The following is a 20,631-nucleotide window of genomic DNA, read 5'->3' as shown; positions in this document are numbered from 1 at the left end:
CCACGGACGATTCCCCGCTTCTCGGTCCCCCCATTCTCCAACCCGCTCCGAGAAAGGTGCCCCCCTCATGAGTGACACACCGAGTGCCGTACCGGCATCGAGCAGCCGACCTGACGTCGATCCGGCCGCCACGAGACGGGTCGTGCGCGCCGGAACCATCGGAACCGTGATCGAGTATTACGACTTCGGGCTCTACGGCTACACCGCGACGGTGCTGGCCAGGGTCTTCTTCTCCGACGAGAACCCGACGACGGCGCTGCTGTCCAGCCTGATCGTCTTCGGTGTCGCGTTCTTCATGCGCCCGCTCGGCGGGGTCGTCTTCGGACACATCGGCGACAGATTCGGCAGGAAGCACGCGCTCGCGTTGACGATCATCGGCATGTGCGCCGCGACCTTCCTGATCGGGATCCTCCCGGGCTACGGCGCGATCGGCATCGCGGCCCCCGTCCTGTTGCTTCTCGCCCGGCTGGTGCAGGGAGTCTGCGCGGGCGGCGAACTCGGCGGTGCGGCGGCCTACATCGCGGAGAGCTCGCCGGAGAACCGCCGCGGATTCCTGACCAGCATGACCCAGTTGGGCTCGATGGTGGGCCTCGTGGGGGCGTCCCTCATCGTCGCCGTCGTCACATGGGCGGTCCCGGTCGACCAGCTCGACTCCTGGGGCTGGCGGATCCCCTTCCTCGTCGCGCTCCCGCTGGGGCTGGTCGGGCTGTACATCCGGTACAGGCTCGCCGACTCTCCGGCCTTCCAGGCGATGTCGAAGACGGAGAAGGTGGTCTCGACCCCGCTCCTGACCGTGGTGAAGCGGCATCGGGCCGGCGTCCTGAAGGTCATCGGCATCAACGTGCTGGCCGCCCCCGGCTATTACATCGCGTTCGTCTACTCGAGCATCTTCCTTCAGGGACAGGGAGGATATTCGACGAGCGCCGCGACGTGGATGACGACGATATCCCTCCTGGTGGCCACGGGTGTCATTCCGGTCGCGGCCCTGGTCTGCGACCGGGTGGGTCGCAAGCCCGTCCTGATGGCGGGAAGCGTCGGATTCGCGGTGCTGGCGTTCCCGGCGTTCCTCTTCATGCAGAGCGACACCCCGGCGGTGGCCATCCTCGGCCAGTTGATGCTGGCGATCTGCGAGGCCGTCATGATGGGCGCCATGCTGGCGACCCTGGTCGAGCTGTTCCCGGCGACCGTTCGCTACACGGGGATCGCCCTCGGCTTCAACCTGGCGCATGCCGTGTTCGGCGGCACAGCGCCGTACGTCTCCGCCTGGCTGATCAGCACCACGGGGTCGGCGATGGCCCCCGCGTGGACCGTGATCGCCGTGGCACTGGTCGCGATCGCGACCATCCTCACCCTGGAAGAGACATCCCGGAAACCCCTGCGCCTTGTCTGAGCGGGCCTGATCGCGATGAGAACGGCGAGTGGGCCGGCCACGTCAGGGCCGGTAGTTCTTCCAGGCTTCGGCGAGCCGGTCCACCGCCTCGATCGTCTCCCCGGCCGATCGCGCCAGCGATATCCGAATGGTCGCCGAGGGCTGCTCCGAGAGGTCGAAGACCGACCCCGGGACCACCTCGACGCCATATCGAGCCGCGATATGCGCGAAGTGCAGGCCGGTCCCACGTGGCAGCTCGGCCCAGAGCGCCAGGCCGCCGTCGGGGCGGCGCCAGGTCCACTCCGGGATCACGGCCGACAGGCCGGAGTCGACGATTTCACAGTTGGCCCGGAGCCGCCGCCGACGACCGTCGACGAGTTCCTGAGACCGTGGCAGGAGCTTGGCGGCGACGATCTGCGGCAGCAGGCTCGCGCCGCTGTCGAACAGGGACTTGAGCCTGGCGATCCGGGTGACGACGCTGCGTGGAGCCCGGATCCAGCCCAGTCGAAGCGTCGGGCTCAACGTTTTGGAGAGGCTGCCGACAGTGATGATCGGACCGTCAGGGGCGTATTGCGCGGCGGTGTGTCCGGGCCGATCGCCGAGGCCGTACTCCAGCAGGGTCGCGTTCTCCACGATCGGCACGTCGATCTGCGTGGCCAGCTCGGCCGTGGCTCGGGCGTGCGAGTCGGTGAAGCGCAGGCCCGTCGGATTGTGGAATCCGGAGGTCAGCCAGATGAGACCCGGCTGCCTGGTCCTGGCCAGCCGCGCCGCGCTCTCGACGAAGTCGTCGCAGCAGGCCGGCGGCAGGGGAAGGGCCGCCAATCCCAGGTGGCGGAGCAGGTCGAGTGTGCCGTTCCAGGTGGGGCTCTCCATCGCGACCAGGTTCCGCTCCCGCGCGAGGGCGGAGAACAACAGCGAGGTGCTCTGCTGGACGCCTGTGGTGATGACCACCTGGTTGGGCAGGGTGGGCATGCCCAGGCCGGAAAGGTGCGCGGCGACCGCGTCCCGGAGAACCGGGAAACCCAGCGGCAGGTACCCGCCCAGCTCGCTGTTGGCGGCCATGTCCCCAGGCGATATCGCGGCCAGGGCGTCCACGATCCCCTCCGCGTCCTTGAAGGCCGCGGTCGCGAGGTCGATGACTCCGGGTACGGGCTCCAGCGCGGCGCGAAGCACTCGCAGAACGGCGTACGAACGGGCCTCCTCGCCGGCCCGGTCCGTCGGCCCGGACGGGCTCGCCGCTCTGCGCGCGATCCAGGTCCCCGCCCCCTGTCGCCGCTCCAGCCAGCCCAGGTCGTCCAGCCGGGCGTACGCGTTGATCACTGTGGTGCGGCTCACGGACAGGGATTTCGCGAGTGCCCGTTCGGAAGGCAGGCGGGTGCCTATCGGCAGCTCTCCGGACTCGATCCTCCGCTGGATCGCCAGGGCGAGCTGATCGTACAGTGGCCCGCTTCCCCGGGCCCATATGCCCAGAACCTCGTCGAGGCTCATCGTTGTCCCACCTAATCCCTCAGACAGGAGCTTAAGGGTATGAAACGGTTTATCCATCTACAACAGTTCGCGACCTGGACGATCGCCTCGATGCCCGCGGAACAGACGAGCTGAGACCGGAGTGACGCCGTGCGTTTGAAGATCAGTGCAGTGCTGCCGGCTCAGTTGCCGATGACCGCCTGTCTCGCCGCCGCCCGGCTGGCCGACGGTACGTCGATCCATCGGCTGTGGGTCACCGAGAACCTCTACACGCGAGGCGCCTTCGCGCTCGTCGGGGCCATGGCGGCGGTGACGGAACGGGTGCGTCTGGCGGTCGGCACCGTGAGCCCCTTCCTGCGTAATCCAGCGGTGCTGGCGATGGAGGCCGCGACGCTGCAGGAGATCTCCGGCGGCAGGTTCAGCCTGGGCGTCGGGGCCGGACCGGCGACCCGGCTCGCCCAGGCCGGCGTGCACACCGAGAGGCCGCTTTCTGAGCTCACGGAGGCGGTGGAGGTGCTTCGGGACGTGCTGGCGGGTAAGCGGCCCGACTACCGCGGCCGGCGCTTCGCCAACGAGGCGATCACCCTGGAGCCGCCCAGCCCGTCCTGCGCCGACGTCGACGTCTACCTCGCGGCGATCGGGCGACGCATGCTCGGTGCCGCGGGACGGCATGGCGACGGCCTCCTGATCTCGATGTTCTGCCCGCATGCGCAGGTGCGGGAATCGGTCGCCACGGCCCGGGCCTCGGCCGCCGAGGCCGGTCGGAACGCCGGCGAACCCGACGTGGTCGTGTACCTGCCGATCAGCGCGAGCAGGACCGACCCCGCCGGAGCACGGCGACGCGGCCGGGCCTTCCTCGCGGAGAACTTCGCGCGGTTCCACGGAGTGGAGGCGTACGAGCGGATGCTCCTGCGGAGTCCCCACGTGGACCGGGAGGTGATCGCCGGCATCGCGGCCGCCTATCTCGGCGGAGACGAATTCGACCACCTGATCTCGGACGAACTGCTCGACGACTTCGTGATCTGCGGCGGCGAGGAGCAGTGCGCACGGGCCCTCGAGCTCTGGTCGGCCGACGACCTGGGCGTGAACGAGGTCGCGTTGGCGCACTGCGGGCCGGAGCGCGACCTGGCGGAGGCGATCGAGGTGCTGGGCATGCTCGCGGCGGCCGGCGGCGGCTCGCGGCCGGCCGCGGTACGGGAAGCCTGACCGTCGTCGTGATGCCCCGGCCGCTCGGCGTTCCGGGGCATCACGGTTCCATTGCCGTTGTTTCCGTGCTTTCCCCGGTATATCCGCTGATTTTCTAACCGTTCGCGCGTGAGGCAGGTTTACGTGATCATTACTGACGAGTAAGGGTTACGCTTCGCAGTCCGGCCGCACACAATTGGGTTCGATGTTCATGATCCGGCTTCGGCTGGGAGTTGTCCGGCTCGACGAACAGGCCTCTTACTATGTCCGCGCCATCGCCGCCCATGGGAGAAAACCAGCGGAGACCCTCGGGAGACGAACCCGGAAGAAATGATCACGAGGAGGACGCGCCCGGTTCCGACCGCCGCGCCAAAGTGGTCGACGGGGCGTTGACGGCTGCGCTCAGCTCGGTGGCGGTAAAGATCGCGGAGATGTCCTGGGACGCCCTGCACCGTCAGATCGAGCGGTTGCCGGGCGGACCGCTCGCCGTGATCCCGACGGTGGGGTTGCTTCTCGCGTTTCTGCTGCGCTTCAGCCCACGGCTGGGCGCCATCCCGCCGAGGGTGCTGCGCTGGTCGGTGGGCAGGGCCACGCGCGTCATCAGGGCGATAGGGTGGCCCGCCCGCCTCACCCGGTGGATGCGCAGGCTCCGCGGATGGCTCGCCCGCGTCCGGGCGCCGCTGGCGGTCGGCTATCTCGCGGCCTGTTTCGGCGCGGCGGTCGCGTTCGTGGGGTTACTGCTCACCCAGACGGTGGGGGGTCCGTGTGATCCGCCCCAGGAACTCCGCGTGATAACCGCGCAGGAGAACGTGTCGGCGTTACGTGAGCGCAGTGAGGAGTACACCGCGGAGAACCGGACGTGGGCCGGGTGTGCGCCGTTTCGGATCTCCGTGGGGGCCGCTCCGTCCGTCGATGAGATGATCAAGGGTTTCGGCAACAGGTGGCATCGGGATTATTCACTTCAGGAGAACGCGCCGTATTTCCGGCTGCTCGGCCTGACTCCCGACGCCTGGATCGCCGGCAGTTCGGCGGAGGTCGATTACGTCAGGGAGGGCGTCTCCACCGAAGGAAAGGGTGTCCCCGGGGAAAGCGCAGAACTGGTGAAGGGGCCGAGTGTCGCGACCGAGGGGATGGTGTTCGCCACCTTCGCACGCGTCGACGAGCTCGAACAGGCCGTCGCCGCCTCGGACGGAAACCACGAACTCGAGAACCTGGTGCCGCAGATCCGCTCTCTCGGGATGCACATCGTCTATCCGCAGCCCGGTCTCTCCTCCGCGGGGCTCGTCGCGGCCGCCTACCTCGTGGATCTGACCGAGGCGGCCGGTGACGCACCCGAGAACGTGAACTTCGACACGAGCGTCAGCGCCCTGCTGTGCCGTATGCGCGGGGACGCGGACCAGCAGTTCCGGAACAACCTGGTGCTGGTGGTGCCGTCGCACAGCGTCGTGGACTACAACCGGGGAAGGGACATGGCCCAGGAAGACTGCCCGAAGGGCGCGTCCGACGGGTCGTACAGTCTCAACGCGATCTCCTCTCCCGGACTGCCCGCACTGGACCACCCGTTCGTCAAGATCGACTGGTCCGGAAACAACGACCCGGCCCGCGGCGCGCTTCTGGATGATTTCGCCGGCTGGCTCGCCGACCGGGGGCTGTTCGGTGGCGGAAAGCCGGAGGGCACGCCGGGTGAAGGCGGCGCGGCCGACGCGGGTGCGGCCAAGAGCAGGAAACTCGACGCGCGGGTGCTGAAGGAGGCGCGGCCGAAGATCGCCGAACTGTTTCATCAGGTGAAGCTGCGGATCATGCTGGATGTCTCGGGATCCATGCCCTGGTCGGCCGACGCCTCCAACATTCGCGACGCCTTCTCGCGGATGAAGCAGACCCTGATAACCGATGACCGGCTCTCCGTGGGCATGTTCTCCAGAAAAGGGAACGGCGAGCTCGCCCTGGAATCCGTACGCCTGCCCGACGTGGCCACGGGAGAGGCGCGGCCGGGAAATTTGGACGCACTGCTCCAGCGGATCACGCTCGACGACGGCCCCCGGTTCGACGCGCCGATATCGCAGATGCTCGAGGGGTTGGACGACCTGCTGCCCGGCCGTTCGGTCGCCGTCGTCACGGACGGGGGGATCTTCAATGACGAAATCGATCCCGAACGTGCGGCGCAGACCATCGATGCGGCGTTGAGCAAGAGTGAAAGCGTGCAGAACCTCTACATCCTGGTTCTCGGCGGACAGTGCCCGGCGGGCGTCTCCGCCCCGGCGCCGGCCCTGTCGCCATCCGCGCACGACACACCGAAAGACAAACGGATGGCCTGCGACCTGACCACCGAGAACGATATCGGGGACGCGCTGACCCGAATGATCTCCAAGATCCGGGAGTGGTCCTGATGTCGAAGGCGCGGCGGAATTCGGGTCAGCCGCGCCAGACCCGTGTCGCCTGGGCGGGGTTCGCCGCGGGTCTGATGATCGTGACCCTGATCGGGCTTCGCCCCCTCGGCTGGATCTCGACCGGGACCGACTGCCATGGCGGAAAAGACGGGAAAGACCAGGAACTCGTCGTGGCGACCGGGGCGGAGGTGGGCGCAGGCGGCATCCGGCGCCGCTTGATCAAGGAATGGAACAACGATCCGAAGAAGAACATCAAGGCCAGGCTCGTGGAGATATCCGAGTCCACGGACGAGCAACGTGCCGAGATGGTGGCGGCGGCGCAGTCGGGCAGGTGCGTCTACGACGTTCTTCTGCTGGACGTCGCGTGGACCGAGGAGTTCGCCAGGAACGGATACATCGTCCCGATCCCGGCCGAGGCACTGGCCGGACGGGAGTTCCTGCCCAACTCACTGGAGACGGGAAAGTTCGAAAACGAGCAGTACGCGGTGCCCTTCGCCGCCGACGCCCCACTGCTGTACGTACGGAACGATGGAAAGAACCCTCCTCCGCCACCGAGGACCGTGCCGGATCTCCTGTCGTCCGCACGAAATCGTGGCTACGCCGCGCAGTTCAGCGACTATGAGGGCGGGACCATCAACCTGATGGAGGCGATCCTCTCCGGAGAAAGCACGGGAACCGGCGGAGCCGAACGGATCATGGACGCGCTGAAGGATTCGGGAAAGGTCCTGGGCACCCTGGAGGAATGGCATGACGTGGCGACCGCCAGCAATGGCGACCTCCGCGAGGAGAGCAGCCTGCAGGCCTTCCGATCAGGATATGTCGGATATATGCGTAACTGGCCTTTCGCCTACCGTCGTCTGGTCATGGACCCCTCGATGCGGAACGACCAGGGAGGCTTGAAGTTCGATCTTCAGGCGTTTCCGGGGGTCGGCATTCTGGGCGGGGTGAACCTGGCCATCACGCGGAACTCTCCCCACAAGAAGGCCGCCGCCGAGTTGATCGGCGCGCTCACCTCCCCGGACGCCCAGCGTCTGCTGTTCGCCTGCGGTGGCTACGCGCCGGTCCTCGAGAGCGTCTACCGGGACTACGCGCAGGTGACCGGTGGGGCGAAGACGTGCGGGGAACTGCTGGACGGCGAGACCGGTGAAGGGGACCGCTCCGCCGAGCCGGAGTCCGAGATCACGACCGGTCAACTCCGCGATTTCGCCGAGGCGGTCCACCAGGCGGTGGACCGGGCCGTGGTGCGGCCGAAGTCGGCCTACTACTCCACCTTCAGTGAGGTGTTCCGTTCGTGTCTGCTCCCGGTCGTCCTCGGCTCCGCGGTCCCTCCCGACTTCGCCGAATTCGCGGACGCACTTCGTGACGCGATGGACGGCAAACGACACTCAGGCGACCACTGCCCGGCACCACCCGAAACCTGAGCCGTGAACAGGCGACCCCCTGCCCCGCGCCGCCACCCCCCTTCCCCCCGTGATCTTGTAGTTGCTTGCAAGCAGCTCCGCTCACCTGCGCATTCGCCTTTCGTGATCTTGCAAAAACTCGCAGGAATGCCTCTTGGTCAGGGAAAACACCGTTTGTGATCTTGCAGTGCAAGATCACGAATTGGATGGTCGCAGGTGGACCCTGTTATGTGCGAGGTTCTGCAAGATCATGAAAGGGGTTTGTCCAGGTCATCGGCCGTTGCTGCGAGCATTCGCAAGATCACGCCCTTGGTGTGTGGGGGGCCTCGGGTTTACGGCTGACGGGAACGTGTCATGACACTCCTTGGCGCTTCGCCGAGTGAGCGGTGGAGGGGAGACGTGTGATGGGCACATCGGCGGCCGGAGTGCTGGCGGCCCCGCTGGGCGGGGAGGGCTGGTCCGAGGTCGTCAAGCTGGGGTTGGCGTTCATCCTGTCCGCGGTCATCGGGTTGGAGCGGGAGTGGCGGAACAAGAGCGCCGGCCTGCGCACGCACACCCTTGTCGGGGTCGGCGCGGCGCTGTTCATGCTGGTCTCCAAGCACGGTTTCGGCGATGTGCTCGCCCATGGCCTCGTGGTGCTCGACCCGTCCCGGATGGCCGCCCAGATCGTCTCCGGGATCGGCTTCATCGGCGGCGGTGTGATCTTCGTACGACGCGACGCGGTGCGCGGGCTGACCACGGCGGCCGTCGTGTGGGTGGTGGCGGCGGTCGGGGCCGCGGCCGGCGCCGGTCTGCCCATCCTGGCCACGGGAGTGGCCGCCGGGCACTTCCTCGTGGTGTTCGGGCTCACCCCGATCGCCAACCGGCTGCCCCGTCCGGCCCGGTTGCCGTTCCAGCTCCGCCTGACCTATCTGGAGGCCGCCAAGGCGCTGCCGGAGGTGCTGGAGATCTGCCGGCGCCGGAAGTTCACCGTCTCCGATGTGAGCGTCGACCGGTCCGCCTTCCACGTCGAGCACGGGCACCTGATCGAGGCCGGTCGGGACAACGGCCGGGAGCATCTGCTGGGCGAGCACGTCGCCGGATCGTCGAAGGCGTCTGCCGTGCTGTCGGTGCGCGGGACCGGTTCGATCCCCGACCTGGTCGCCGAGGTGGCGGCCCTGCCGGGGATCGTCACGGTCAGCGGCGGTGTCACGGAGACTCCCAACGAGTGATCCCCTCCGCCCGCTCACGTCGGGAGGATCGGGCTCTCCTCGATGTCGAGCACCCGCATCACGATCTCGGCGACCTTGCGCAGTTCCGTACTCGTGCCGACCAGGTCGCCCCACGACCAGCGGAACACCACCAGATCTCCGTGGGGCTCGGCGACGATCGTGTCCGTCATGGAGCACGAGTTCAACGACACGACCCGGATCGCCGGGCGCCGGCGATACTCCACCGGGCTTACGGAGAATCGGTCCTTGTCGATGAGATCGGCGAGGCCCTTCAGCGCCTCCCTGGGCGTGATCCGCATCGGCTGTCCCCCTACCTCTCATGGTTGTGGGCATCCAGGATCACACTGGTCGATTACTTCCGGTAGATCTAATATCTACACAGCGCAATCAGTGGGATCGTCCGCCGAGCACGGTGGTGTCCCGTGGGATCTGGTACGGCTGAGCCGTACGGCTGGGAGGATCGGATGCCGGCCGCTCGTCAACTCGACCCCGGCGCATCGGCGCTGTCGTTCTTCGGCGCCGAGCTTCGCCGCTTCCGGGCACGGTGCGAGATGAGCCAGGAGGCTCTCGCCAACAGGATCAACTATGGGCCTTCCCTGGTCGGAATGATCGAGACCGCGCAGCGGATGCCGACCCTGGAGTTCGCCGTCGCGTGCGACGAGGCCCTGGAGACCGATGGCGCGCTGGGCCGGCTCTGGCCGCTCGTGTCGCGGGAGCGCCAGCCGTCGTGGTTCGCCCCCTGGCGGGAGATCGAGCACGAGGCGACCTCGCTGCGGACCTGGCAGCCGCTGGTCGTGCCCGGCCTGCTCCAGACCCCCGACTACGCCAGGGCGCTGCTGCGGTCCGAGGACGCGGTCGTGGCCCGGATCGAACGTCAGGCGATCTTGCAACGGGAGAACCCCGCGCCGCCGACGCTCCGCTGCGTCCTCGACGAGTCCGTCCTCCTGCGGCCGGTCGGCTCCGCCGAGGTCATGCGAGCCCAGCTCGAGAAACTCGTGAAGGACACGGAGAACTCCCGGGTCTCCGTGCAGATCGTCCCGATGGGTGTGCATCCCGGCCTGCAAGGTGGGTTCGTTCTGGCGACCACTCCGACGGGCGCTGCCGTAGGGTATTTGGAGACGGCGGCGAGGGGCCAGGTCACCACTCACCCCGACGACCTCGACGTGCTCAACGAGGTCTATGAGGAGATCAGGACCGAGGCGCTCTCCCGCACGGATTCGCTCGCCCTCATCAGACGAACGGTGGAACGCAGATGGACGTGAGCAGGCTCTCCTGGCGGAAGAGCAGCTTCTCCGGCACCAACGGCGGGGACTGCGTCGAGGTCGCCGAGCTTCCCGACGGCGGACGCGCGGTCCGCGACAGCAAGGCCCCCGACGGCGCCGTGCTGTGGTTCACCCGGTCGGAGTGGGCCGCCTTCACCGCCGGCGTCCGCGCCGGCGAGTTCGACTGACCACCTACTGCTTGCAGATGTTCTGGGTGGCGGTCCGGGCCGAGGGGGTCGGCGAGGTCGTGGGGGAGGGGGTCGCCGTGGCCGCGACCGTCACCTTCTTGACCGTGTTGTTCCGCTGACCGAGCACGACCTCGATGCCCGAGACGTCCGGCTGCTCGCGCAACTCCGCGCCGGGGAACGCGGCGGCGACCGTGCGGGCCGAGTCCTCCCGGCCCGGCGGATAGCGGACCACCGTGTTCTCGAAGTCGTGCTTGGCCGTGTTACCGGGTGTCGACGGCACCTGGAACCCGGCGGCGACGAGAGCGGTCTTCGTACGGGCGCCCAGCCCGTTGATCGTCGTCCCGTTGAGCACGCGGACCGCGATCCGCTCCGGAGGGATCGTGGGCGCGGTCGGCGACGGCGACGGTGACGGCTGCCCCGACGGCCTGGCGGAGGCGGAAGCCGTACCGGAGGGTTTGGGAGACGTCTCGATCAGCGGCTGGTCCTTGGCGATCCGCTGGAACAGCTCCTTCGCGGCCGGCTTGTCCCACAGCACCGCGGACTCGCCGGTCGGCGTCCGGTAGTTCACGTCGGCCAGCGGCACGGTCGCGAAGGCCACGTCGTCGGTCGAGACGCCCTTGAGCTGGTTGGCCAGCCCGAGCAGGTCGTCCGCCAGGGCCTTGTCGACGGTGATCGCCTTGAGCGCCGAGCCGACCATCCCGGTGAGCCGCGCCGGGTTGGTCAGCGTGCCGCCGCTGATCGCCTTGTTCAGCAGGGCCGAGATCACCTGCTGCTGCCGGTCGATCCGGTCGAGGTCGGAGCGTGCCGTGGCACGTGTACGCGCGTAGGCCAGCGCGTTGATGCCGTCCAGGTTGTGCGTCCCCGGCTGCATGGTGAGCCGGGTCTTCTGGTCGTTGATCGGCACCGGGGTGCAGACGGTCACGCCGCCGAGAGAGTCCACGACATCGATGAAGCCGAGCACGTTGACCTCGATGTAGTGGTTGATGCGCAGCCCGGTGGCCTCCTCGACGGTCCGCACGGCCAGCTTGGCGCCGCCGAACTGGTAGGCAGAGTTGATCTTGTGGGTGCCCTTGCCCGGGATCTCGGTCCAGGTGTCCCTCGGCAGGCTGACGACCGTCACCCGCTCGCGATCCTCCGACAGGTGGATGACCATCATCGTGTCGGTGCGCTCGCCGACCTCGCGGCCGAGATGGAGCTGGTTCTGCTGCTGCCTGGTGAGGTCGTCCCGCTTGTCGACGCCGACCAGGAGGATGTTCATCGCGCCGCGCGGCCCGGAGTCGCCGGCGGTCCCGGCCTCCACCGCCTGGATCTGCTTGGCGGCGTAGCTGGACGCCAGCCACATGCCCCCGGAGCTGAGCAGCACGACCCCCGAAAGGGCGCCGGAGATAATGACTGATCGGAGATTTGTCCGTTTTTGTCGGGCGCGTCGGGCCGTGATCCTGACCCCCCCGTAGCCGTCTCCGCCTATGCGGACGCCGGAGTCCTCCTCTTGGTCGCCAGGCATTCCCGTCCTCCGGTTGCCGCCTCCACCCCCCCGTACAGTAGCGTGAGCGCAACCATGAATCCCTTCTCCGACTCGCGCCGGCCGAGTCAGACGTCCATGCGCGGCTGGCCACCGGTTTCGGTGATCATGCCGGTGCTCAACGAGGAACGGCACCTGCGCGAAGCCGTACGGCAGGTCCTCGACCAGGACTACCAGGGCCCGCTGGAGGTCGTCCTCAGCGTCGGCCCGTCGAAGGACCGCACGCAGGAGGTGGCCGACGCGATCGCCGCGGCGGACCCCCGCGTGATCGTCGTGCCCAACCCGACCGGCCGCACCCCCAACGCGCTGAACGCGGCCATCACCGCGTCCCGCAACCAGATCGTGGCCCGGGTCGACGGGCACGCGATGCTGCCCCGCGACTACCTCCGCACGGCCGTGGAGACCCTGGAGACCACCGGGGCCGACAACGTCGGCGGCATCATGGCGGCCGAGGGCATCACGCCGTTCGAGCAGGCCGTCGCGCGCGCGATGACCTCGAAGATCGGGGTGGGCAACGCGCGCTTCCACACCGGCGGGAAGGCCGGCCCCGCCGACACCGTCTACCTGGGCGTCTTCCGCCGTACGGCGCTCGACCGGGTCGGCGGCTATGACGAGCACTTCCAGCGCGCGCAGGACTGGGAGATGAACCACCGCATCCGGGAGACCGGTGGCCTGGTCTGGTTCCAGCCGCGCATGCGGGTCACCTACCGCCCGCGGCCCAACGTCCGCGCGCTGGCCAAGCAGTACTTCCACTACGGCAGGTGGCGCCGGGTCGTCGCGCGCACCCACCAGGGCACGATCAACCTGCGCTACCTCGCGCCGCCCATCGCGGTGGCGGCCATCGCGCTCGGCCTGGTCGTCTCGCCGTTCTTCTGGCCCGGGTTATTGATCCCCGGTGGCTACGTCGCGGCGATCCTCGCCGGTTCGGTCGCCACCGGTCGCGGCCTGCCGGCGGGCGCGCTGGTACGGCTCCCGCTCGTGTACGCGACCATGCACATGTCCTGGGGCACCGGCTTCCTGACCAGCCCGCCCAGCCTCAGCAAGCAGCCGTCCGGCAGCATGCGGGTCGGCAGGTCGCGGCAGGAGGGCGAGCGGGTCGGCCTAGACGACCTCTTTGAAGACTGACGTGTCCAGGGTGAAGTCGATCGGGTCGGGAATGTAGATCTCCCGCCCGAACGTCACCGTGGAGATCACCCGGTAACGCCCCTCCTTGGGCTCGCTGAAGACGGTCACCGTCCCCGACTCGGCGAGCGGGTCGACGAGAAGCATGACGGGGACGCCCCCACCCGCGTAGATGTCGGGCTTCAGCTCGCGGTCGTCGTAGGCGCTGCCCGGAGAGACGACTTCGGCGACCAACTTCAGACCCGACGACAGCAGTTCCCGGCCGCCCCACCTCGTGCAGTTCAGCGGGGCGAGCACGAAGTCGGGTTCGAGGGGGTCACGGGTGCCGTCGATGCACACGTCGACGTTGCCGGCGAAGGCTTCCCACCCGCGCTCGTCGATGATCGGAATGAGCAGGCGGAACAACCGCATCGCCGCCCTGCCGTGTTCGGGGGTGCCCACGGGGCTCACTATCAGTCTCCCATTGATGATCTCGGTCCGGAGGCCCGGAAGGTGGGGTAGCGCGTCGAACAGCTCACGGGGAGTGCTGGGCAGCGGTTGCTCGGGAACGGGCTCCAGGGTGGGCCGATGCGTCGGCGTCGGCCCGTCTTCCGGCGCGGGGCCGTGCGCATGCGCGGTGCTGCGTACAGGTGCGCGGCCGTGCGGCTTGCGTGACGTGGCGACCATCGTTCGCACATCCCTTCGTATCCATGTCGATACGCTCCGTAGGTATCGCGAGTATTTCACTCATCCCTGACAAGCGCATTTCCCTGTGGATAAGTGCTCTCGTCCGGCAGCCTGGCCGCCCGGGCCCAGGGTGGCCTTGATCGCCCGTCGAAGTGCCTACACCCGGAGGACCGGCTCGATCACGGTGCTCGTGGACGGGTCGGACCGGCTCAGGCGTGTGCCTGCCGTACGGTCACGACCTGCCCGGTGAGACGGGACAGGAGGACGTCGAGGCTGGTCCTCGCGACGGCCCCGGCCGATGGCGGCGTGGCGGGTTCGGCGTCGGAGGCATGCGGGTGCGCCGGCGTGGCGGTCCGCTCCGGGTCGACGCAGTTGACCCGCACCCCGTGGGCGGCCCACTCGTCGGCCAGCGCCTCGGTGAGGCTCACGACGGCGGCCTTCGCGGAGGAGCGCAGACCATGGGCCGCCGGGCCGTACGCGTGGGGCGAGGGGGTGTGCAGCAGCAGGTGGCCGCCGCTCTCCGCCAGGTATTCGAACGACGCGTCGGCGAGGTTGACCGGCCCGAGGTAGCCGACCGCGGCGGTCTCCGCCGTGACGCGCGGGTCCGCCTCGGCCGGCCCGCCCGGGTGCGGCACGGCCACGGCGTTGACGACGTAGTCGATGCGCCCGGTCTCGCCGTACACGCGGGCGAGGGCGTCGGCCACCGCCGCGGGGTCCTCGACCCGTACGCCGTCCGGGGCGCGGGGGAACCAGCGGACGGCCGCGCCGTACCCCTTGGCGAGCTCCACGAGCTCGGCGCCGACGCCGGCGCCGCCGAAGACGACCAGCGTGCGCCCGGACAGGCCGTCACGACAGGCGTCGTCGGTGAGTGCCGGGACGGCGCCCCCGGCCGGCCGGAAGAGCCGTTCGGCGATGGCGACGTCGACCGGATGGGTGACCTTCATGTTGCGCTCGTCGCCCGGCACGATGTGGATCGGCACGTCGGGCAGGTAGCGCAGCACCACGCCGCAGTCGTCGGTCGCCGGCCGCTCGCCGAAGGCCGGGTCGGCGAACGCGAGCTCGTACGCCGCGCGGATGACCGACAGCCGGAAGCACTGGGGGGTCTGCACGCGCCGCAGCACCGAGCGGTCGGGAATGTCACGGACGATCTCCCCCTGCGACCCGGGGGCGGTGACCACGATCGTGTCGGCGGACGGGATCGCCACCTCGACGGCCTCGTGCCGTTCCAGCGCGGCCACGCACTCGCTGATGATCCGCGGCTCGATCAGCGGCCGGGCCGCGTCGTGCAGCAGCACGTCGCACTCGTCGTCGCCGAGCGCGCGCAGGGCCAGCCAGGTCGACTCGGTACGGCTCGCGCCGCCCTCGATGACCTTGGTCACCTTCCGGTAGCCGTTCCGGCGCACCAGTTCCTCGGCGACCTCGACGAATCCGGGAGCCATCAGCACGACGACCTCGTCGATCTCCGGATGGCCGTCGAACGCGCCGATGGTGTGCTCCAGGATCGTCCTGCCGGAGATTTTCAGCAGCTGCTTGGGGATGTCGAGACCGATCCGCCGGCCGACGCCGCCGGCCAGCACCACTCCGACCCTGCGCAGACGCGATTCCGCGATCATGTTCTCCTCCCCGCACCCGACGATACCGGGGCACGAAGCACGGAAAGGTGATTGCCACCAAGTGATCACTCGGTTACGTTGCGAGGTGAGTGTTCGGTTACCGAGGTGAGTTCGGAATGTCAATACGGGCCGACCCGGGCAGATCTGGCATGGCGCCGGGCATGACACGGGGTGGTGACACGGTGGCGGTGGTCCTGGCGACCACCCCGGCGGCCGATCTGCCCTGCCCCGACGGCACCACCCTACTGGAGCGGCTCACCCGCCAGCTCGTCACGCTGCCCGTCAGAGACGTCCATGTCGTGGCCAGGCCGGACGGCGTCCACCCGCAGGCGGCCAAGCCGTACGAAGCCGGGCCGTACAGACTGCCCGACACCACGAGCGACGGGCTGGCCGAGGACCTGCGACTCGTCGCCAAGACGGCCAGGACCGCCACGTCACCGCTGGTCGTGCTCGCGGCCGATGTCGTCGCCCACACCGAGGCCCTGGCCACGCTGCTGGCCGATCCCGACCGGCCCACGGGGGCGATCGTCGGGCCCGTGGCCGGATCCGGCGAGCGGGCGCCGCTGCACCCGCCGGTACGGACGGAGTCGGGCCGGGTCGTCGCGGCGGGCAACTCCTTCCACGAGGTCGAGCGGGCCGACGGCACCTTCGGCGGCGTGCTCCAGGTGGGCGAGGCGCACCTGACGAACCTCGCCGAGGTGGCGGAGGAGCTGGGCGATCTGGCGGAGCGCGGTCTGCTCGGCCGGGCGGGCGACGCCGAGGTGCCCGACCTGCTGCTGACCGGGCTCGTACGCACCGGGGTGCCCGTCCGGTCCGTCGCGATCGGCGCACTGCGCTGCGCGCGGGTGGCCGACCGGGCCGGGGCCGAGGAGGCGGTCAGCGGGCTCGCCGAGGTCGACGAGTCCCGGGCGCGGCTCGACGCGGCGATCAAGACGGGCGACGGCTTCTTCACGACGTTCTTCGTCAGCTCCTGGTCGCGTCATGTCGTACGGCTCGCCGCCCGGCTCGGGCTCACGCCCAACGCCGTCACCGGCATCTCGGTGGGTCTGGCGCTCATCGCGGCCATCTGGTTCTCCGAAGGGCAACGGACCGGACTGGTGGTCGGGGCCGTCGCCCTGTATCTGTCGTTCGTCCTCGACTGCGTCGACGGGCAGCTCGCCCGCTACACGCGGAGATTCTCCGCACACGGCGGCTGGCTCGACGGGATCTGCGACCGGCTGAAGGAGTTCGTGGTGTTCGTCGGGCTGGCCTTCGGCTATCAGGCGGCGCAGTCAGGTGAATCCGGCGGCGTGTGGCCGCTCGCGGTGGCCGCGGTGATCCTCCAGGTGGTCCGGCACATGGTCGACTTCTCCTACGCCGGGTCGCTGGCCGACTCCGGCGCCGTCGCCGGGCCGCGCCGTCCTCTGGCGGAGAAGGCGGAGACCGATCCGGCGGCGGGGCCTCCGGCCGGTCCGCCGGTCGCGTCGTCCCCACCCGGAGGTGGTGGGCCGTCCGCCAGGACGTACTGGCTCAGGAAGATCATCGTGCTGCCGATCGGGGAGCGGGTGGCGCTGATCGCGATCACGGCCGCCCTGTTCGACGCGCGGGTGACGTTCCTGGCGCTCCTCGGCTGGGGCATGGTCGCGCTGGCGTACATGTCGGCCGGCCGGATCATGAGGGCGTTTTCATGACGACCGGCACGGTCACGACGGCGGGCCAGGACATGACGACCGGCACGGTCACGACGGCGGGCCAGGACACGGCGATCGGCACGGTCACGATGGCGGGACCGGTCATCCAGGGGGAGCGATCATGACGACCACGCCGTCCACGGAAGCAGCGGACATCACGCCGGCTCCACCCCGCACCGTCGTGGCCTATCGCGACGACGGTCCGCTGGCCAAGGCCATGGGCCTGCTGCTCTCCGGCCAGATCCCACCGCTCCCGCCGGTGATCGCGGGGGCCTTCGTGATGGGCGCCCTGCTGCTCGCGGGGATGACGGGCCGGGGTGATCTCGCCATGTTCGCCCCGGCCGTGCTCCTGCTGCTGGCGGGGTCCGGCGCTGCGCACGACCACGACGGCCGGCTCGACTGGCTGGTGCCGCCGATCCTGCGGCTCACGGAGTACGGATTCATCGCGGTCGTCGGCTTCGGCCGGTCGGTGCCGCCGGTGCTGATCTTCGCACTGCTCGGGGCGCTGGCCTTCCACCACTACGACGTCGTCTACCGGGTGCGGCAGCGCGTCCAACCACCCCCGTGGCTGGCCGCCGTCGGGCTGGGCTGGGACGGCCGGCTGCTCGTCATCGCCGTGGCGGGCCTGCTCGACGCGGCGACCGTGGTGTTCGTGCTGCTGGCGGGATATCTGTGGGGTGTGTTCGGCTGGGAGAGCGTCACCTGCTGGGGCGCCGCACCGGGAGTCACCCCGTCGGCGCAGGAGGGTCCTGCGGCGGCCGTTCCGGCGGCCGGACAGGGGAGTCGAGATTGACGCTATGACCGGGTGATTGCCCACACCGGACCAAAAGCCAACTAACCTTTGGGGTTACTGCCTCACGCTCGACCTCAAGGAGTGCGCGAAATTGCTCGGAATGGTGCTGGCCGCCGGGGCCGGACGCCGCCTGCGGCCGTACACCGACACACTGCCCAAGGCGCTGGTGCCGGTCGACGGTGAGACCACGATCCTCGACATCGCCCTGCGCAACCTCGCTGCGGTGGGCCTCCGCGAGGTCGTCGTCATCGTCGGCTATCAGGCTCAGGCGGTGCACGACCGCAAGGCCGATCTGGAGAGTCGTCACGGTGTCACGCTGACGCTCGTCCACAACGACAAGGCCGAGGAGTGGAACAACGCCTACTCCCTGTGGTGCGCCCGCGACCACTTCGCCAAGGGCGCGCTGCTGGTCAACGGTGACACCGTGCACCCCGTGTCGGTGGAGCGTACCCTGCTGTCGGCCGAGGAGGACGGCTCGGACATCCTGCTCGCGGTGGACGACGTGAAGCCGCTCGCCGACGAGGAGATGAAGGTCACCCTCCAGGACGGCCGGCTCAAGAGGATCACCAAGCTGATGGATCCCGCCGAGGCGTACGGCGAGTACATCGGCGCGACGCTGATCCGGCCCGGGGCGGCCGAGCGGCTGGCCGACGCGCTGCGGGCGACCTTCGAGCGTGACCCCCAGCTCTACTACGAGGACGGCTATCAGGAGATGGTCGCCCGAGGTGAGAAGATCACGGTGGCGCCCATCGGCAAGGTCGAGTGGGTCGAGGTGGACAACCACGACGACTTGGCCAAGGCCCGTGAGATCGCATGGCGATACTGATCCTCACGGGTCTACGGGAGTCCGGGCGAGGCGCTCTGTACTGCCCTTCCGCGGACATCCCCCCGGGCCGCCCGCGGGCCCTCACCGTCGCCTGAGGAGTTCTCATGCCGATATTGGCAAGGATGCTTCCCGCCCCCCTCACGATGGAGGTACGGCGGGGCGCGATCGCGCAACTCGGCTCGTTGCTGGCCGACAGCCGGGTGGCCACCTCCGGCCAGGTGGCGGTCGCGGTCGGCCCGAACCAGGGTGACCGGATCGCCGAGATCATCGCACCCTCTCTGGGCGATGCCAAGGTCTTCCGGGTCGCCGCTGGAACGGTCGATGCGGCCATCGCGCTCGGCGGCGACCTGCGCAAGGGCGCCTTCGAGGCGGTCGTCGGGATCGGCGGCGGCAAGACGATCGACGCCACGAAGTACGCCGCGTCGCTGGCCGGGATCCCGATGGTCGCGGTGGCCACGAACCTCTCCCACGACGGCATCTGCTCGCCGGTGGCCTCCCTCGTGCACGACGGGGGCAAACCCTCGTTCGGCGTGCCCATGCCGTTAGCGATCATGGTGGACCTCGACTTCGTCCACGACGCCCCGCCCTCGCTCGTACGCGCCGGAGTCGGCGACGTGCTCGCCAACCTGTCCGCCATCGAGGACTGGCAACTCGGCAGGACCGAGCGTGGTGAGCCCATCGACGGCGTGGCGATCTCCATGGCCCGCACCGCCGCCGAGGCCGTGCTCGGCCGGTCCGACTCCGTCGAGTCCGACGCGTTCTTGACCGTCCTGGCCGAGGCGTTGATCCTCTCGGGCATGTCGATGGTCATCGCCGGGTCGAGTCGGCCGGCCAGCGGTGGCGACCATGAGATCATGCATGCCGTGGACCAGCTCTTCCCCGGGACCGCCAATCACGGCGAACTGGCCGGGATCGGCACGGCTTTCTGCTTCTTCCTCCGCGAGGACGCCCACCGGCTCGGCCAGGTGACCGGCTGCCTGCGGCAGCACGGGCTGCCCGTCACCCCCGGCGAGGTGGGCCTGTCGAACGAACAGTTCACCGAGGCCGTCATGCTGGCCCCCAACACCCGGCCCGGCCGTTACACCATCCTCGAGCACCTCCGCCTGGCGGAGGACGAGGTCAGGGCGAAAGTTGAGGACTATGTCCGCGCCGTCGGTCGCTGAGCTTCGCGCGGTCGCCCAGCCGCAGACCACCATGGACCGCCGCAGCGGCGAGCACTGGGCCGGGCTGCTGTACATGCGGCGGCTGTCCATATACGCCACCTGGCTGCTGGCCAAGACGCCGATCACGCCCAACCAGGTGACCGGCCTGATGATCCTCAGTGGGGTGGCCGCGGGAGCCGTACTGGCCCTGCCGGGGATCGCGGCGGCGGTGGGCGCCGCGCTGCTGATCCAGCTCTACCTGCTGCTCGACTGCTCGGACGGTGAGCTGGCCCGCTGGACCGGTCGCACGTCGATCACCGGGGTCTATCTCGACCGGGTGGGGCACTACTTCGCCGAGGCGGCGCTGCTCATCGGCCTGGGTTTCCGTGCCTCGCAGACGGTGCCGGACTGGTACACCGTGCTCGGCTTCGCCGCCGCGCTGGGCGCGATCCTGATCAAGTCGGAGACCGATCTGGTCGACGTGGCACGCGCCCGGTCCGGGCTGGTCGCCGCCACGGAGACGCAGGCGGGGCAGTTCACCTCCCGCCGGCTCGGCCTCGCCCGCAGGATCGTCGGGGCGACCCGGTTCCACCGGTTGATCCAGGCGGTCGAGCTGTCGTTGATCGTCGTGATCGCGGCCGTGCTCGACCTGTGGTTCCCCGCCACCCGGGTGCTGGTCGTCGCCTGCGCCGTCGTCGCGGTGATCCAGCTCGTGCTGCACCTGGTGAGCATCCTCGCGTCCCGGCGGCTTTCATGATCGGGCCGCAACGGGGACGCCGGTTTCCTCCAGGGAAGTGTCGCGGCTTCA

At 69.2% G+C, this 20,631-nt stretch carries 19 protein-coding genes; 14 read left to right on the top strand and 5 right to left on the bottom strand.

The annotated features are described in order from the left end of the window. Positions 1–67 precede the first annotated feature (67 nt). Positions 68–1,390 carry an MFS transporter gene (locus AP234_RS03865; RefSeq protein ID WP_063842746.1) on the top strand — a complete coding sequence of 441 codons (1,323 nt, stop codon included), beginning with the start codon at positions 68–70 and terminating at the stop codon, positions 1,388–1,390. 42 nt (positions 1,391–1,432) lie between these two features. On the opposite strand, the gene AP234_RS03860 is transcribed toward AP234_RS03865, so the two are convergent. Beyond that, a complete protein-coding gene (locus AP234_RS03860; protein WP_055478070.1) occupies positions 1,433–2,857 on the bottom strand; it encodes a PLP-dependent aminotransferase family protein in 1,425 nt (474 codons plus the stop codon). Positions 2,858–2,986: 129 nt separating this feature from the next. Between AP234_RS03860 and AP234_RS03855 the strand changes: the two genes are divergently transcribed. The 4 genes from AP234_RS03855 to AP234_RS03840 all read left to right on the top strand — a co-directional run bounded on the left by AP234_RS03855 (position 2,987) and on the right by AP234_RS03840 (position 9,019). Beyond that, positions 2,987–4,042, top strand: coding sequence for an LLM class flavin-dependent oxidoreductase (locus tag AP234_RS03855; protein WP_152990215.1), 1,056 nt, complete (start codon positions 2,987–2,989; stop codon positions 4,040–4,042). A 389-nt stretch (positions 4,043–4,431) separates the two neighbouring features. Beyond that, positions 4,432–6,408: a hypothetical protein gene (locus tag AP234_RS03850; protein ID WP_152990214.1), complete on the top strand. Its 1,977-nt coding sequence runs from the start codon at positions 4,432–4,434 to the stop codon at positions 6,406–6,408. Continuing rightward, a complete protein-coding gene (locus AP234_RS03845; RefSeq protein WP_152990213.1) occupies positions 6,408–7,829 on the top strand; it encodes an extracellular solute-binding protein in 1,422 nt (473 codons plus the stop codon). The genes AP234_RS03850 and AP234_RS03845 overlap by 1 nt, the downstream gene beginning before the upstream one ends. A 383-nt stretch (positions 7,830–8,212) precedes the next feature. Further along, on the top strand, positions 8,213–9,019 hold the full coding sequence (locus AP234_RS03840; protein ID WP_055478066.1) for an MgtC/SapB family protein: 807 nt from the start codon (positions 8,213–8,215) through the stop codon (positions 9,017–9,019). 14 nt (positions 9,020–9,033) lie between these two features. Here AP234_RS03840 and AP234_RS03835 read toward each other — a convergent pair whose 3' ends face one another. Next, positions 9,034–9,318 carry a hypothetical protein gene (locus AP234_RS03835; protein WP_055478065.1) on the bottom strand — a complete coding sequence of 95 codons (285 nt, stop codon included), beginning with the start codon at positions 9,316–9,318 and terminating at the stop codon, positions 9,034–9,036. 165 nt (positions 9,319–9,483) lie between these two features. On the opposite strand from AP234_RS03835, the gene AP234_RS03830 reads away from it, so the two are divergent. Both AP234_RS03830 and AP234_RS03825 read left to right on the top strand, forming a co-directional pair. Further along, complete coding sequence (locus tag AP234_RS03830) at positions 9,484–10,281, top strand: Scr1 family TA system antitoxin-like transcriptional regulator (RefSeq protein WP_055478064.1); 798 nt, start codon at positions 9,484–9,486, stop codon at positions 10,279–10,281. Beyond that, the gene (locus AP234_RS03825; RefSeq protein WP_055478063.1) at positions 10,272–10,469 is read left to right on the top strand and encodes a DUF397 domain-containing protein; all 198 of its coding nucleotides are present in this window, start codon (positions 10,272–10,274) and stop codon (positions 10,467–10,469) included. Before AP234_RS03830 ends, AP234_RS03825 begins: the two co-directional genes overlap by 10 nt. A 4-nt stretch (positions 10,470–10,473) precedes the next feature. Here the strand turns inward: AP234_RS03825 and AP234_RS03820 are convergent, their stop codons facing one another. Beyond that, the gene (locus AP234_RS03820) at positions 10,474–11,832 is read right to left on the bottom strand and encodes an LCP family protein (RefSeq protein WP_235557937.1); all 1,359 of its coding nucleotides are present in this window, start codon (positions 11,830–11,832) and stop codon (positions 10,474–10,476) included. A 195-nt stretch (positions 11,833–12,027) separates the two neighbouring features. Here AP234_RS03820 and AP234_RS03815 point away from each other — a divergent pair, with 195 nt between their 5' ends. Continuing rightward, on the top strand, positions 12,028–13,116 hold the full coding sequence (locus AP234_RS03815; RefSeq protein WP_083501736.1) for a glycosyltransferase family 2 protein: 1,089 nt from the start codon (positions 12,028–12,030) through the stop codon (positions 13,114–13,116). On the opposite strand, the gene AP234_RS03810 is transcribed toward AP234_RS03815, so the two are convergent. Then, a complete protein-coding gene (locus AP234_RS03810; protein WP_083501735.1) occupies positions 13,093–13,779 on the bottom strand; it encodes a Uma2 family endonuclease in 687 nt (228 codons plus the stop codon). The two genes, AP234_RS03815 and AP234_RS03810, sit on opposite strands and share 24 nt — an antisense overlap. A 209-nt stretch (positions 13,780–13,988) precedes the next feature. Next, complete coding sequence (locus AP234_RS03805) at positions 13,989–15,392, bottom strand: SDR family oxidoreductase (protein WP_055478060.1); 1,404 nt, start codon at positions 15,390–15,392, stop codon at positions 13,989–13,991. Positions 15,393–15,553: 161 nt separating this feature from the next. On the opposite strand from AP234_RS03805, the gene AP234_RS03800 reads away from it, so the two are divergent. The 6 genes from AP234_RS03800 (at position 15,554) to AP234_RS03780 (ending at position 20,580) form a co-directional block, all read left to right on the top strand. Beyond that, positions 15,554–17,062 carry a CDP-alcohol phosphatidyltransferase family protein gene (locus AP234_RS03800; RefSeq protein WP_235557936.1) on the top strand — a complete coding sequence of 503 codons (1,509 nt, stop codon included), beginning with the start codon at positions 15,554–15,556 and terminating at the stop codon, positions 17,060–17,062. Beyond that, entirely contained in the window at positions 17,059–17,187 is a 129-nt protein-coding gene (locus AP234_RS39100; protein ID WP_268778005.1) for a hypothetical protein, read from the top strand. The genes AP234_RS03800 and AP234_RS39100 overlap by 4 nt, the downstream gene beginning before the upstream one ends. Further along, complete coding sequence (locus AP234_RS03795) at positions 17,184–17,855, top strand: DUF5941 domain-containing protein (protein ID WP_055478059.1); 672 nt, start codon at positions 17,184–17,186, stop codon at positions 17,853–17,855. Before AP234_RS39100 ends, AP234_RS03795 begins: the two co-directional genes overlap by 4 nt. A 91-nt stretch (positions 17,856–17,946) precedes the next feature. After that, entirely contained in the window at positions 17,947–18,681 is a 735-nt protein-coding gene (locus AP234_RS03790; protein WP_055478058.1) for a sugar phosphate nucleotidyltransferase, read from the top strand. Positions 18,682–18,803: 122 nt separating this feature from the next. Further along, on the top strand, positions 18,804–19,844 hold the full coding sequence (locus AP234_RS03785) for an iron-containing alcohol dehydrogenase family protein (RefSeq protein ID WP_055478057.1): 1,041 nt from the start codon (positions 18,804–18,806) through the stop codon (positions 19,842–19,844). Then, positions 19,822–20,580 (top strand): CDP-alcohol phosphatidyltransferase family protein, encoded by a 759-nt coding sequence (locus AP234_RS03780; RefSeq protein ID WP_055478056.1) that lies wholly within the window; start codon positions 19,822–19,824, stop codon positions 20,578–20,580. Before AP234_RS03785 ends, AP234_RS03780 begins: the two co-directional genes overlap by 23 nt. Positions 20,581–20,631 lie beyond the last annotated feature (51 nt).

This window comes from Sphaerimonospora mesophila (genome assembly GCF_001417795.1).
Lineage (GTDB): Bacteria > Actinomycetota > Actinomycetes > Streptosporangiales > Streptosporangiaceae > Sphaerimonospora > Sphaerimonospora mesophila.
This window is presented reverse-complemented; position numbering and strand designations above follow the sequence as displayed.